This window comes from Vreelandella sp. 162(4c) (genome assembly GCF_058152265.1).
This window is the reverse complement of record NZ_CM176981.1, coordinates 600,096-613,179: the sequence shown is the minus strand read 5'-3', so window position 1 is coordinate 613,179 and position 13,084 is coordinate 600,096. Positions and strand designations below refer to the sequence as shown.

The following is a 13,084-nucleotide window of genomic DNA, read 5'->3' as shown; positions in this document are numbered from 1 at the left end:
GTTCAAAACCCCACTGATTGATTCAATCAGTGGGGTTTTTTATTGCGCACTAATGGCTAACGATTAGCGAGGTGCAGCGGGCGCTTCAGCGTTCGTGAGAGTCGGTTCGGGCACTTGCTCCATACGCTTGCGCTCTTGGTCAAGAATTGCCAGTGCCTGGGCAGAAGTCACGCGTGAGGCGGGCGTCACTAGGCTTACAATCACACCCGCTACCAGCGCTACTAGCACAGCGGGGATGCTTGGGTTACCCCAGAAGGCTGTCCAGTCGCTATTGGCAATAATCGTTAAGGAGGTCACCGAGGCGCAAATTAACGTGGCGATGGCACCCTGCCAGTTATAACGTGACCAGAAACGGCCCAGCATGGCACTCACAAACAGCCCTGACAGAATCGTCGAGATCATGCGGGTGATGTAAGTGATGACATTGTCTGAGGCCAGCGCGAACAGCAGCGCCAGACCAATGGTTGCCACTAGCGCAATACGCGAGAAGCGCACTACATTTCGCGCTGAGGGCGTGCGGCCCGTTGCCAGCACATATAGATCGCGAATCAGCGTGGAAACACCGGCAATGGCATCGGAGCTCGCGCTAGACATCGTAGCGGAAAGACCCGCTACCAATAGCAGTAGTCCTAATCCTAGGGGCATAATTTCAGTGGCCAGGAAAGGGAAGGCGAAGTTGCTATTTTCAAGCCCAGGGTTAAGGGCGTGGGTGGCCATACCAATAATCGCGGGAATGATCGAAAAGCCCAGGTAAAGAACACCGGTGATTAAAAACGAGCGGCGTACCGATTTGACTGATTTGCCTGAATAGATGCGCTGACGAAAGGAGGGCGTAGCAAGCACGCCAATGGCAATGACGGCAGCCAGTGACAGCGCTGGCAGCGCACCAATTTGACCAATACCTAGAAAGCTAGTGGCCCCCGCATCCATACCTGCTGTTAGGCCTGAGAAGCCGCCAACCTCGATCAGTGCCAATATTGCCATTAAGATAAAACCAGCGAACAGCACGACTGCTTGAATGGTGTCAGTCCAGATAACCGCAAAATACCCTCCCACCACGCAGTAAATGCCGAAGCCTAACGCCACCAGAATACGTGCGGTGGTTAGATCGATATCCGCCATCCAGGAAAGGTAGAGACCACCGCCAAGAATATGTGCTCCCAGCCAGCCTATACAGGCAATATAGATAAGTAGCGCGACCACATTACGTACCAGCCGATTCGCACCGACGTAATAGGCGAGTTCCTCACTCATGGTCATAAAGCGAAGTTTACGTATGGGAGCAAAACAGACCGCGAGCAGTAGAATACCCACGGCGCCTCCAAGCCCGTATAAGGCACCCGCCCAGCCGTTGGCGTAACCGAACCCAACGGCGCCCATGCTGGAGCCGGTGCCCACCATGGTCGCCACTGTAGTACCCACGGTAAGGAATAGCGGCACGCTTCGCCCACCGAGTAGGAAGTCGTCGCCGTTGCCCCGTTTGTGTCTTGAAATCCACCAGCCAAACACAAGCATGGCGACAATGTAGAGCACGAAGGTAATAAGGAATAGTTGGCTGTTCATGTTAACCTCTTATCGTTGTTTATCCGGCCGTTGCCGCGGCCGAAGGTAGGCAATGGAAGCGATTACCGCGGGGCTTTTTATCCTAATCACGCGGTAATCTGGCGCTGCGCCCTTGCCGGGGTGCGGCGCTTTTTTTTGGGTACTTAAAGCTGGGTGTCTAGACGCGATCAGCGCGGAAGCACTTCACGTCAACCTCGACTTTGCAATCCACCACCAGGTCTTGAACGCTGCAGATGCGTGCTGGTGGGTTGTCGCCAAAGACCTCCTTAAACACCTTGTTGAACGAGGTGAAATAGCGCGCATCGGTGAGCACGGTGGTGACATGCACGACGTCTTCAACGCCGAAACCTGCTTCTTGCATAATGGCCAGGCAGTTATCGAAGGCGAGGCGGGTCTGCTCAACAATGCCGCCTTCAACGACTTCGCCGTCGGTCATGGGTGTTTGTCCGGAGACGTATAGCCAGCCACCTGCCTCTACGGCGCGGGCAAAGGGCAGTTTCTGACCGCCGGTGCCTACGCCGCCTTCCGTGCCGTATCGAGTAATGCTCATGATGTTTGCTCCTTGTTGGGTTGAAAGGTGGGGATCGATTGAGAAATGCGCTCTGTTCTGCGCAGCATCCGGCCAGCGCGTTGGTCTGAAATTGCGCCTTGGTGATAGGCGATTTTGCCGTTCACTATGACCATTTCGATGCCTTTAGCGGCCGCGATGGGGGTCTCGTAATTGGCCGTATCTTCAAGCATCGTCAAATCAAAAAGGGTGAGGTCTGCGTAGGCGCCTATGCGGATCACGCCGCGATCCGTTAAACCGAAATTGGCTGCCGAAAGACTGGTCATCTTGCGTACCGCTTCGGCCAGTGGCATTAGCTTTAAATCGCGGCTGTAGTGGGCCAGCACACGCGGAAAGGCTCCCCAAAGGCGCGGGTGGGGGTGCGGGTCGTTCGGTAATCCATCGGAACCCACCATGGAGAGCGGATGCGCTAACACTTGCTGCATATCCGCTTCACTCATGTTGTGGTAAACCGCCCCCGCCGGCTGTAGCTGCTTGGCCGCATCTAACAGTGATACCCCCCATTCGGCGGCGATCTCTTTTAACGGGCGACGTGCCTGCTCAGGGTGCGGTGTCGACCAGGTAATGGTGATCTCGATTTCGTCTGTGACCTGGCCCAGATCGAGAGTGGAGGAGCCCGCGGTGTAGGGGTAGCAGTCGCAGTGGGCATGCTGGTGCTGGGCGGCAGACTCCAATTTACCCAGCGCTTTACCAGCGCCTCCCCAATTGCCCGCGCCTGCGCATTTAAGGTGCGAAATTACCAGCGGCACTTGACCATCACGAGCGGTGGCAAACGCTTCCTCCATGGCACCCAGCAGGCCCGCAAACTCATCTCGAAGATGGGTGGTATATACGCCGCCTGATTGGCCAACGGCTGCCACCAGTGGGGCCATCTCGGCGGTCGGCGCGTGTATCGCGTTACGATAGGCAAGCCCTGAGCTAAGCCCTAATGCACCTTCATCCAGCGCTTGGCTTAGCAACACTTCCATTTGTGCAATTTCTTCAGCAGTGGCAGGGCGGGCGAAGCTGTCCATCACCTGGCTGCGCAGACTCGTATGCCCCACCAAAGCGGCGACGTTGATACTGGGTGCGGCAGCGTCTACGGCGTTGGCATAGGCGCTGAAGCTTGGGTAGCTAAAGTCCTCTAGCTTGCCCAGTAAATTCATGGGGTCGGGTACTTCGCGAGTGAGTGTCACGGGGCTCGCACTGATCCCACAGTTACCCACCACCACCGTCGTTACTCCTTGTGTCAGTTTCGGCAGCATCTCTGGGGTACGAATCACATTGGTATCATCGTGAGTGTGGACATCGATAAAACCAGGGGCCAGATAGCGATCTTGGGCGTCAATAATGGTGGTGGCGGTGGCGTAAGGCATGTCACCGATGGCGCAGATACGCTCGCCTTGTATAGCCACATCGGCACGAAAATGGGCTGCGCCGGAGCCATCCAGTACGTTGGTGTTACGAATCAGCAGGTCGTAAACCATCCTAATCTCCTAATGGCTGGCGGTTGTCGCCACCGCGATGATCATCCAGGCTAAGCTTGAGACGACGCAATTTAGTCCGCGAGCGTTCGCGATGGCGCATGGCAAGTTCAAGCGCTAACACATCGATGACCGCCAGCATGGCGTAGCGGGAAGCTGAAGGGTGATAGATGAAGTCGGTTTCCCGAGAGGTAATCGGGAGCACAATGTCGGATGTATCGGCTAAAGGAGAATTCAGGGCGGTGATGGCAATCACTTTTGCGCCGTACTGCTTTGCAATCTGTGCTGACTCGACCATTTCTGGGGTGTAGCCAGTGACTGATAGCACGACAACAACATCATCTGGCTCTAGGGTCGACGCCACCATACGAGGCAGCAGTGCTTGAGGGTAAGCACAGATCGCATAGCCAAGACGGACTAAACGGAATTGAAATTCTTGGCAGAGCATGCTGGAACCGCCCCCTGCGCCAAATACCAATATCTGGCGCGCTTTATCCAGCTGTTCGACAGCGCCTGCCACATCGGCCTGGGCGAGCAAGTCACGGTTAAGCGCGAGAGTTTGTGTGGCAATGTCATACACCACGCTTGAGCTGTCTTCGGGGGTCGCTTCTTGTATAAAACGGCGACCTGCTGCTAAAGCGCGTGTTAAACGCGTTTTTAAGTCACGCACATTAGTGCAGCCGATAGCGCGTGCAAATCGGGTGACACTGGCATCACTTACCCCCGCGCGCTGGGCGATGTCACCGATGCTTGCTTCGGTGACAAACTCGATGTCAGCAAATATCAGCTCGGCGACTTTTTTTTCAGCTTCACGCAAGGCAGCAAAATCAGTGGTAATACGTGACAAGATGTCGATTTCTTGGCTCACCGTGGACTCCTAATGGTTGCCTGATTTAAAAAGTATGTTAGTTTCTAACCTTAAGTCAATAGTTGTGAAAGTATCTAACATAGATGCTTTATTAAAAAAGAGGATATGGGCGAATGCAGACAATGGCGTTAGCGATGGATAAAGGCGGTGAGGAATTGGGATCAAACCTTCTATCAGGTGTCAGCCTTCCCGCCGCCGTGGTGCATGAAGGCCCACTGGCTCATAACGTAGAGTGGATGCAACGATTCGCAGAGGCTCACGGTGCTCGCTTGGCGCCCCATGGCAAAACCACCATGACGCCCGCGCTTTTCCATCGACAGCTCCAGGCAGGTGCGTGGGGTATCACACTTGCCACTGCGCCCCAGTGTCGTGCGGCTTTCGCCAATGGCGTTACCCGAATATTGATGGCGAACCAACTGGTGGGTCAGGCAAATATGGCCATTATCGCCAGTCTGATCGAACAGGGCGCTGCGTTTTATTGTGTGGTCGATAGCCATGAGAATGCGCTCCAGCTCGGGCGCTTTTTTGCTGAGCGGGGCTTGACGTTATCGGTGCTTATTGAGATAGGCGTGGAGGGTGGCCGCTGTGGCTGCCGCAATCAGCAGCAAATTCTTTCGCTGGCGGAGGTGATTGCTAGTGAACCAGCACTTTCTCTGGTGGGCCTGGAGGGCTATGAGGGTGTGGTTCACGGGGATAATCCCGAATCTGGTATTCGTACCTATGCTAAATACCTGGTGGATGTTGCCGTAGAGCTCGAAGCTGCTGGACGCTTTGCTGAAGAGAACCCGATTGTCACCGCGTCAGGTTCCGCCTGGTATGATGTGATTGCGGAGGCCTTTCAGGGCGCACCGCTTCAGGGAAAATTTACCCCCGTGCTACGCCCAGGTTGCTACATCGTCCACGACCATGGGCTTTATCGTGAAGCGCAATCAGCGGTATTAGGCCGCCGGCCGGATTTGCAGCAGGGGCTTGAGCCGGCCCTGGAAGTCTTTGCCCAGGTGCAGTCGCTTCCCGAACCTGGGCTTGCCATTGTAGCGCTAGGTAAGCGTGATATTGGTCATGACCAGCTACCTATTGCACTGCGTCGTTTCAGGGAAGGGGGAAGCCCCTCGCAGCCATTGCCGGTGACTGGTTGGGAAGTGACGAAAATTATGGATCAGCACACCTTTGTGGGCCTTCCGGAAGGGGCTCAAGATGTCGAGGTCGGTGATATTGTCGCCTTTGGCGCCTCTCATCCTTGTTTAACCTTCGATAAATGGCGCCAGATATTGTTAGTGGATGATCAACTAAACGTTAAAGAGCGTATGGCGACCTACTTTTAGCGCCCTGTTATTGAGAAAACCGTTATAGAGAACATCATTTAGCTCGTCGTACCTGCTGGTAGGCGCCCACCAATAGCCAGTGTCAGGGCGTCTGCCAGCTCCCCTAGCTGTTCCCGGCAGCGGTCGATGCTGGGAACTTCCCGATGCATCGCTTCTGGAATCAGAGTGAGATAAGGGATGGTGATAACGGCTTCGATAACGTCATGAACCCCAAAGACGGGGAAGCTGATATTCGTTAACCCTTGGACTTGAGGGCTTGGCCCCACGTGGTAGCCCTGCTGGCGAATCGGATCAAATAGGGCCCGCGTTCGGTCAACCTCTTGTTGCGTTGCATCGCTGGCGGCGAGAATGCGCTCCCGGCGTGGCTCATCCAGAAAGGCCAGCATGACGGCCCCAGAACCGGAGCCGCATATATCGATGTTGGCCCCCAGACGCAGCCCAAAGCCCATCTTGTCAGGGTTTTCGTACTGGGCCACTACCAATAGATGGCCAGGACGGGCAACGCTAAGATGACACGACTGGGAGATTTCATGGCACAGCTCTTCCATGCGCGGTAGCGCGGCCTGTACTAACCGCTTGGTGGGCGGGAAGCGGTGGGCCATCTCAAACATCTTTAGCGTTAGCTGATAGCGGCTACCGCTATCATCCATGCTGACGTAGCCGCGATCCCGCAGCACCATCAGCATGCGGTACATCTCATTGGTTTTACGGCCGATCTGCTCGGCAATCGCTTGGGTGCTTAGCGGCTGAGGAGATTGGGCAAGCAGCTCCAAAATATCCAACCCTTTCTCTAAGGCAGGGGCGTGGTACTGCGTTTCAGCCTTCTCCTTCATTCAAGCTCCCTTATGTGATTGCCTATCGCTCGTTGATCGTGGCGTTAACCAAAATACTTGGTTAGCGTGCCAGCCAGCCGCCGTCTACCGCCAGGGTATGCCCATGCACGTAGCGGGCGGCATCGGAGCATAAGAATATCACAGCGCCGGCTAAGTCTTCTGGCGTGCCCCAGCGTCCGGCGGGGATTCGGCCAAGAATTTCAGCATGGCGCTGGGGATCGTCGCGCAGTGCTTGGGTGTTGTCGGTGGCCATATAGCCAGGAGCGATGCCATTAACGTTGATGTCATGGCCCGCCCACTCATTGGCGAGCAGACGCGTTAGACCGAGAATGCCGCTTTTGCTGGCGGTGTAGGAGGGCACGCGAATACCGCCTTGAAACGACAGTAATGAAGCGATATTGACGATCTTGCCCGGCGCTTGGCGCTCGATAAGGTGTTTGGCAACCTGTTGGGCGAGAAAGAAAGCGGCTTTCAAATTAACATCAATGACGTCATCCCAATCTTGCTCTGAAAATTCAACGGCTGCCGCGCGACGAATAATCCCCGCATTGTTGACCAGAATATCCACCTTGCCCGCTTGCGCGATCGCCTGTGCGACAATCTCGCTAGGCGCCTGGCTGCCCAGCTCAGCGGTAATGTCGTAAAACTGGCGCCCTAGGGCCTCGACCTGCTGGCGGGTGTCATCAGCAGGGCTGCGGTTGACCCCCACGATATCGGCACCCGCCTGTGCCAGTGCAATGGCAATTCCCTGGCCCAACCCTTTGTTGCAACCCGTCACCATGGCAACTTGTCCGTTCAGCGAAAATAGCTTCATTGGTCACTCTCCCTGGGTAGTGGTTTAGCGCAGCTCTTTAGAAGCGATAAAGTCCATATCATCGTAGGTCAGGTTTTCACCGCACATACCCCAAATAAAGGTGTAGCGGCGAGTGCCAAAGCCGCAGTGAATCGACCAGCTGGGGTGAATCACGGCTTGTTCGTTGGCAACCACGATATGCCGGGTCTCTTGGGGTTCACCACACAGGTGGAACACCACATCGTCTTCACTCAAGTCAAAGTAGAAGTACACTTCCATGCGCCGTTCGTGGGTATGGCAGGGCATGGTGTTCCACATACTGCCGGGCTCTAACTGGGTAAGCCCCATGGAGAGCTGGCAGGTATCCAGTACATCGGTATGTAGGTACTTATTAATGGTACGCACATTTCCGGTTTCGGGGTCGCCAAGGGTGGTGGGCGAGGCATCTTCCGGGCGGATATGGCGAAGCTGGTAACGTACATGGGCAGGCGTTGAGTTGATATAAAAGCGCGCAGGCTTGGTCGCATCGAGGCTCTCAAAGCTGACTTCACGGCTCTCTTTGGGAATATACAAGCCGTGGTGGGTGCCCAGCTCGACCGTTTCACCGTCGACAGTAATGCGCCCGGGCGCGCCAATGTTGATAACGCCCATTTCCCGCCGCTCTAGAAAATAGTCAACGCCAAGTTCTTTGCCACCGCTCAGGGTAAGCGGTGAATCAGTGGGTACCGCGCCACCGACAATAATGCGGTCAACGTGGCTGTAGGTTAGCGACAGTTGCCCAGGCTCCATAATCTTGGTGACCAGCATTTTGTCACGCAGGCCCTGGGTATCGAGGGTTTTAAAATGATCGCTATGAAGCGCTTGGCGAATATCCATATGAATTTCCTTTAATAGTAAAAGTAAATGGGCTCACGAGAACAGCGTGAGCGGCCACAGGGTGATAGCCGGAAAGACAATGACCAGCAGTATCACCAGGAGATTTGCGAGCAGGAACGGCAGGGCGCCGCGGAAAATACGCCCAATCGAGAGGCCAGTGATGGATGAGCAGACGTTCAGGCACATGCCCACCGGCGGCGTGACCAAGCCAATAGCCAAGCCACTGATCAACAGGACACCAAACTGCACAGGTGAAATATTGGCCAGGGCAAGCACCGGCAGCACCACTGGGGTAATCAGCAAAATCGCGGGGGTCACATCAATAAAGGTGCCGATCAGTAGCACGGCAGCTGCAATCACCAGCAGAAGCAATATCGGGGTAAGATCCAGCCCGCCTAAAAAGCCTGCCAACAGCTGGGGAATCTGCTCCATCGAGAGAATCCACACGTACAGCTGGCTCATGGCAATAATGATCATCACCGTTGCGCTGGTCATTACGGCAGAGCGAAACAGTGCGGGCAGTTCACGCAGTTTGAGGCTTTTAAATACCACCAATGCTAGAAACAGCGCATAGCCCACGCCTAACGCGGCGGACTCAGTGGCTGTAGCGACACCGCCGACCACCGCACCCACTACAAACAGAGGAATTAATAGCGCGAGTACCGCACGCTGAATCACCTGGCGGCGCTGTTGCGGGTTTTAATCCTGCGTGGGCACGGGGGTAGCCTTGACGACCGGCCATTAGCGCAATGATGCCCATCATCAGCAGGCCAATGAGTAAACCTGGCACAAGGCTCGCCATAAACATGGTGCCGATAGACTGCTGCGCGGTAACAGCGTAGATCACCATGGGCACACTGGGAGGAATGATCATGCCCATGGTGGAAGATGCCACGGTAATACCGCTGGCGGTTTCTACGCTGTATCCCTTGCGTGCCATCTCCGGAATCATGGCGGAACCCACCGACGCCGTATCAGACACAGAAGAGCCCGATATGCCGCCAAAGATCATCGATGTCGAGATATTGACGTGCCCCAGCCCACCTGGAAAACGGCCTACCAACATCAAACAGAAGTCGATCAAGCGAGCGGTAATGCCTGAGGCGTTCATCACCAGCCCCATCAAAATGAACAGCGGCAGGGCAATCATGGTGTACAGATCCATACCGGACAGTACCCGCTGGGGCAGCACGCCAATCAAGCCTGGTTGCATGATCAAAAAGTAAACCAACCCCGAAAGCCCTAGCGAGTAGGCGATGGGTACCCCAATCAGCAACAGCACCATCAGGCTAACAAGCAGTAAAATCATGCCTGGCCCTCCTGCGCGTCTTCTCGTTGAGCGGAGGGCCGCTCGCCACCCATTAGCACCGCCAAAGAAAATAGAATGACCAGTAGCGCGCCAATGGGGACACTGATTTGCACTACCCAATTAGGCACATCCAGCACGGCGGAGCGGAAACGACCCACTTGCCCAATCCAGCTGATACTGAGCCATGCCAAATAGCCATTGAATAACATCACAAGACAGTGGCGTAAGCGGTTCAGCCAGACGGCTATTGCCGAAGGCAGTGCATCCACAAGCACGCTGATACGGATATGCTCGCCGCGCAAAATGGCGACCGATGCCCCCAGTGCGGTGGAATACACAAATAGAAAGCGCATCACTTCTTCAGCACCGGCAAAGCCAATGCTGAATACGTAGCGCAGTATCACCAGTGCCAAGCAGAGCAGGAAAACCGCCGCAATTAATGCGGCGATCAGATTTTCCAGCAGGCTAGCGAAGCGGCGCATTACCCGCATCAAGGCGGTATCTTCCGCCATCGGCTGCGCCAGTGGAGGTGGATTCATTACTCCAGTACCTCGGCTTGATCAGTCAGGGCGAGCACTTGCTCTAACTGCTCCTGGCTAAAGTCACCACGCTCAACAAAGTGCTCCCAGACAGGAACGACGGCATCTACAAAACCTTGGCGGTGTTCGTCGGCGATGTCATTAATGCTCATGTGCTCGCCAAGGGTTTCGAGGTAGTTGGCTTCGGAGGCTAGCCAAATTTCGTTGGAGCGCGTCATCGTCTCCTGAGCGACGTCGTCGACGATCATCTGCAACTCTTCAGGTAGCTGGTCGTACCACTGGGCGCTGATAAAGAAGGGGTCAGGATGGATTTGCCAGTTCAGTAATGACATGTACTCCTGAGCTTCATGGAATTTCATATCGGCGATATTGGAGGACGGGTTTTCTTGCCCATCGACCACGCCTGTGCGTAGCGCCATATAGGTTTCGGTGTAAGGCACTTGCTGGGGGGAGGCTCCCAGCGCTTCAAACGCCCGCAGCGTGGGAGCCAGTGGCGGGGTGCGAATCTTCAAGCCACGGAGGTCATCAACTTGATTAACGGCGCGAACGTTATTGGTTAACTGGCGCATACCGCCTGCAACGCCGGTCACCGGTATATGCAGCTGGCTTTCACGTGCGCCTTCATTAATGGCCTGGCCAAGCTCGCCCTCCATTACGTCAATAGCCTGCTCCGGCGTGGTGAACAGGAACGGCATGGTATAGATCAGGTAGGCGGGGTTAGCTTGGGCAAACAAACCACCGCGATAGCCCTGAATAAGCCCCATTTGAACTTGCTGAAGTACGTCCTCCTCCTTCCCCAGGGTGCCATTGAAATAGAGTTCGACAGCGATACGCCCATCACTGCGCTCTTCAAGCGCTTCTTTGAAGTAGCGCATGGACTCAGAACGCGGCGCCTCATCGGTTTGCGAATGAGCATACTTGAAGGTGAAATCGGCAGCTTGGAGCGACGTGGTGAAGCCAATAGCGAGGCTGGCCATCATTAAGTGGGTTAGGCGCATGGAAGGTTCTCCGTTTTATTGTGATGTTTTTGTTGCGATGCGATGGTTGTTTTCTCAAATATAAAATCTGTTTTTATATTTGATGTGAGGCCAAGCTTAACGTCATTCCTGCATAGGTCAATGCTTGGGCTATGCGACATTGGTCGCGATGCATATTTTCAGTACAGAGAGAGGGGGTTATAAGCACGCAGGCGGTGTCGTCGGCAGGCACGGGAAACATGCCTGTCGAGGGTGGGCGTTGGAGAGTTGATTAGCGGCGGTTAATCAGTTAACCAAGCAACCGCGATCAGAAGTGTAGGCGCGCAATGGCGGTGGGAAGCTCGCTGGCGTGGTGGATACCAATCGCCCCTTCGGGGGTGAGTTCTTCATTAGGGAAGTGGTTGAGGTGAATCACGTGCATGCCCGCCGCTAGCCCCGCTTCCACACCCACCGCCGCGTCATCGATCACCACGCACTGCTGAGGAGCATGGCCCATAGCGGCGGCAGCTTTACGGTACAGCTCGGGGTCGGGTTTCCAGACATTGAGGGTATAGGCGCTAAAGAGCTTGTCAGCAAAGTGATGGCCTAGTTCGGTGCTTTCCAGCGCACAGCGAATTTTGCGCTCGGGGCCATTAGAGACCACGGCCTTGGGGTGGCTACTTAACTGTTCCAGTGCGGCGACCATACCAGGAATCGCCACCAGCTCGGCACGCATACGGGCTTCCATACGCGCCCGCATACCTGCCTCAAGCTGGGAAAATGCATCTTCTGCTAATGTTTGAAAACGCTTTTCCAGGGTTTGGACGATCGTCTGGAAACGCACCCCGCGAAATTCATCCATATACTGACGCGCTGAAAAGGGTAAGCCGAACTCGGGAAGAATATCCCCCATTACCTCGGCAAGCAGTATTTCGCTATCCACCAGGGTGCCATCGCAATCGAACAGTAAGCACAGGGGCGTGGCTGGCTTCATTGATAGGTTTCCTCGTTGACTAAGCTAATTGGCCGCTCACCCCGGAGTGCTAGACGCATATTATCCACCGCTCGCTGGGCCATGGCGTCGCGGGTCTCATGGGTAGCAGAGCCGATATGCGGCAGGGCGACCACATTGGGCATCTTCGTCAGCGGTGACGCAGCGCGTAGTGGCTCCTGCTCAAATACATCCAGCCCTGCTGCTTGAATAACGCTGGTTTCCAAGGCGTGTATTAAGGCGCTTTCATCGACGACTTTGCCGCGGGCGATATTGATAAAAATGCCTGAAGGCTTCATCAGCGCAAGCTCTTGGGCACCGATCAAATGCTCGGTCTCGGCGGTAAGCGGCACAGTGACACAGACGAAATCGGCTTCAGCCAATAGCTCGTTGAGTTCGCGGCGCTGCGCACCAAGCTCACTCTCTAAATCGGGCTTGGGTGAAGCGTTGGAGTAGAGCACCTGCATACCAAAGCCCAGGGCTCCGCGCCTGGCAACGGCTTGACCGATGCGCCCAAACCCCACCATGCCTAGGGTTTTGCCATGCACATCGCTGCCAAATAGTGCCGGGCCAATGCTGGCTTGCCATTTGCCCGCTTTGACCCACTCGGCTAGTTCAACCACCCGGCGCGCCGCGGCCATGATCAACGCAAAGCCGGTGTCAGCAGTGGTTTCGGTAAGCACATCAGGCGTATTGCATAGCATAATGCCGCGCTTAGTCAGTTCATCAACCGGGATGTTGTCGTAGCCAACCGAGATGGTCGCGATGACTTTCAAGTTGGGCGCTGCGTCCAGCAACTGGGGGGTAATGGCTAAGCCGGAACCGATAATGCCGTGTGTCTCCGCTAATAGAGCGCGATTTTCAGGGGCATCAAGCGAGCTGGTTTTCGGCAACACATCCACTTCAAACAAATCGCTAAGTTCAGTCTGTTGAGCGTCGCTGAGTCGTCCTTGAATCACTAGACGTTTTTTCATTGTTATCTCCATGGTGAAAAGCCTGTTAT

14 protein-coding genes are annotated in these 13,084 nt (G+C 55.2%); 1 reads left to right on the top strand and 13 read right to left on the bottom strand.

The features are described from left to right. Nucleotides 1-63: 63 nt before the first annotated feature. The 4 genes from AC4EYZ_RS02825 to AC4EYZ_RS02810 all read right to left on the bottom strand — a co-directional run bounded on the left by AC4EYZ_RS02825 (nt 64) and on the right by AC4EYZ_RS02810 (nt 4,462). Nucleotides 64-1,563, bottom strand: a complete 1,500-nt coding sequence (locus AC4EYZ_RS02825; RefSeq protein WP_190373458.1) for a sodium:solute symporter family protein — start codon at nt 1,561-1,563, stop codon at nt 64-66. 157 nt (nt 1,564-1,720) lie between these two features. Next, entirely contained in the window at nt 1,721-2,113 is a 393-nt protein-coding gene (locus tag AC4EYZ_RS02820; RefSeq protein ID WP_022524043.1) for a RidA family protein, read from the bottom strand. Further along, complete coding sequence (locus AC4EYZ_RS02815) at nt 2,110-3,597, bottom strand: N-acyl-D-amino-acid deacylase family protein (protein ID WP_190373457.1); 1,488 nt, start codon at nt 3,595-3,597, stop codon at nt 2,110-2,112. The genes AC4EYZ_RS02820 and AC4EYZ_RS02815 overlap by 4 nt, the downstream gene beginning before the upstream one ends. 1 nt (nt 3,598) lies before the next feature. Next, nucleotides 3,599-4,462 carry a MurR/RpiR family transcriptional regulator gene (locus AC4EYZ_RS02810; RefSeq protein WP_474192867.1) on the bottom strand — a complete coding sequence of 288 codons (864 nt, stop codon included), beginning with the start codon at nt 4,460-4,462 and terminating at the stop codon, nt 3,599-3,601. 113 nt (nt 4,463-4,575) lie between these two features. Here AC4EYZ_RS02810 and AC4EYZ_RS02805 point away from each other — a divergent pair, with 113 nt between their 5' ends. After that, nucleotides 4,576-5,784, top strand: coding sequence for an amino acid deaminase (locus AC4EYZ_RS02805; protein WP_474192866.1), 1,209 nt, complete (start codon nt 4,576-4,578; stop codon nt 5,782-5,784). Between the two features lie 38 nt (nt 5,785-5,822). On the opposite strand, the gene AC4EYZ_RS02800 is transcribed toward AC4EYZ_RS02805, so the two are convergent. The 9 genes from AC4EYZ_RS02800 to AC4EYZ_RS02760 form a co-directional block, all read right to left on the bottom strand. Continuing rightward, complete coding sequence (locus AC4EYZ_RS02800) at nt 5,823-6,617, bottom strand: IclR family transcriptional regulator (protein WP_009287709.1); 795 nt, start codon at nt 6,615-6,617, stop codon at nt 5,823-5,825. Nucleotides 6,618-6,678: 61 nt separating this feature from the next. Next, a complete protein-coding gene (gene kduD / locus AC4EYZ_RS02795; RefSeq protein WP_474192865.1) occupies nt 6,679-7,431 on the bottom strand; it encodes a 2-dehydro-3-deoxy-D-gluconate 5-dehydrogenase KduD in 753 nt (250 codons plus the stop codon). 24 nt (nt 7,432-7,455) lie between these two features. Further along, nucleotides 7,456-8,286, bottom strand: a complete 831-nt coding sequence (gene kduI / locus AC4EYZ_RS02790) for a 5-dehydro-4-deoxy-D-glucuronate isomerase (protein ID WP_009287711.1) — start codon at nt 8,284-8,286, stop codon at nt 7,456-7,458. A 33-nt stretch (nt 8,287-8,319) separates the two neighbouring features. Beyond that, nucleotides 8,320-8,964, bottom strand: coding sequence for a TRAP transporter large permease subunit (locus AC4EYZ_RS02785; RefSeq protein WP_474193075.1), 645 nt, complete (start codon nt 8,962-8,964; stop codon nt 8,320-8,322). Beyond that, entirely contained in the window at nt 8,882-9,595 is a 714-nt protein-coding gene (locus tag AC4EYZ_RS02780; protein WP_474193074.1) for a TRAP transporter large permease subunit, read from the bottom strand. Before AC4EYZ_RS02780 ends, AC4EYZ_RS02785 begins: the two co-directional genes overlap by 83 nt. Continuing rightward, nucleotides 9,592-10,134, bottom strand: a complete 543-nt coding sequence (locus AC4EYZ_RS02775) for a TRAP transporter small permease (RefSeq protein ID WP_027959017.1) — start codon at nt 10,132-10,134, stop codon at nt 9,592-9,594. The genes AC4EYZ_RS02780 and AC4EYZ_RS02775 overlap by 4 nt, the downstream gene beginning before the upstream one ends. Then, nucleotides 10,134-11,132, bottom strand: a complete 999-nt coding sequence (locus tag AC4EYZ_RS02770) for a TRAP transporter substrate-binding protein (RefSeq protein ID WP_230803954.1) — start codon at nt 11,130-11,132, stop codon at nt 10,134-10,136. The genes AC4EYZ_RS02775 and AC4EYZ_RS02770 overlap by 1 nt, the downstream gene beginning before the upstream one ends. 286 nt (nt 11,133-11,418) lie before the next feature. Next, nucleotides 11,419-12,084: an HAD family hydrolase gene (locus AC4EYZ_RS02765; protein WP_041158001.1), complete on the bottom strand. Its 666-nt coding sequence runs from the start codon at nt 12,082-12,084 to the stop codon at nt 11,419-11,421. Next, a complete protein-coding gene (locus AC4EYZ_RS02760) occupies nt 12,081-13,055 on the bottom strand; it encodes a 2-hydroxyacid dehydrogenase (protein WP_474193106.1) in 975 nt (324 codons plus the stop codon). Before AC4EYZ_RS02760 ends, AC4EYZ_RS02765 begins: the two co-directional genes overlap by 4 nt. Nucleotides 13,056-13,084 lie beyond the last annotated feature (29 nt).

Excerpts from the sequence above, each read along its gene's own strand:
- AC4EYZ_RS02825 (WP_190373458.1), bottom strand. The coding sequence starts at position 1,563 with ATGAACAGCCAACTATTCCTTATTACCTTCGTGCTCTACATTGTCGCC.
- AC4EYZ_RS02820 (WP_022524043.1), bottom strand. The coding sequence starts at position 2,113 with ATGAGCATTACTCGATACGGCACGGAAGGCGGCGTAGGCACCGGCGGT.
- AC4EYZ_RS02815 (WP_190373457.1), bottom strand. The coding sequence starts at position 3,597 with ATGGTTTACGACCTGCTGATTCGTAACACCAACGTACTGGATGGCTCC.
- AC4EYZ_RS02805 (WP_474192866.1), top strand. The coding sequence starts at position 4,576 with ATGCAGACAATGGCGTTAGCGATGGATAAAGGCGGTGAGGAATTGGGA.
- AC4EYZ_RS02800 (WP_009287709.1), bottom strand. The coding sequence starts at position 6,617 with ATGAAGGAGAAGGCTGAAACGCAGTACCACGCCCCTGCCTTAGAGAAA.
- kduD (WP_474192865.1), bottom strand. The coding sequence starts at position 7,431 with ATGAAGCTATTTTCGCTGAACGGACAAGTTGCCATGGTGACGGGTTGC.
- kduI (WP_009287711.1), bottom strand. The coding sequence starts at position 8,286 with ATGGATATTCGCCAAGCGCTTCATAGCGATCATTTTAAAACCCTCGAT.
- AC4EYZ_RS02780 (WP_474193074.1), bottom strand. The coding sequence starts at position 9,595 with ATGATTTTACTGCTTGTTAGCCTGATGGTGCTGTTGCTGATTGGGGTA.
- AC4EYZ_RS02775 (WP_027959017.1), bottom strand. The coding sequence starts at position 10,134 with ATGAATCCACCTCCACTGGCGCAGCCGATGGCGGAAGATACCGCCTTG.
- AC4EYZ_RS02770 (WP_230803954.1), bottom strand. The coding sequence starts at position 11,132 with ATGCGCCTAACCCACTTAATGATGGCCAGCCTCGCTATTGGCTTCACC.
- AC4EYZ_RS02765 (WP_041158001.1), bottom strand. The coding sequence starts at position 12,084 with ATGAAGCCAGCCACGCCCCTGTGCTTACTGTTCGATTGCGATGGCACC.
- AC4EYZ_RS02760 (WP_474193106.1), bottom strand. The coding sequence starts at position 13,055 with ATGAAAAAACGTCTAGTGATTCAAGGACGACTCAGCGACGCTCAACAG.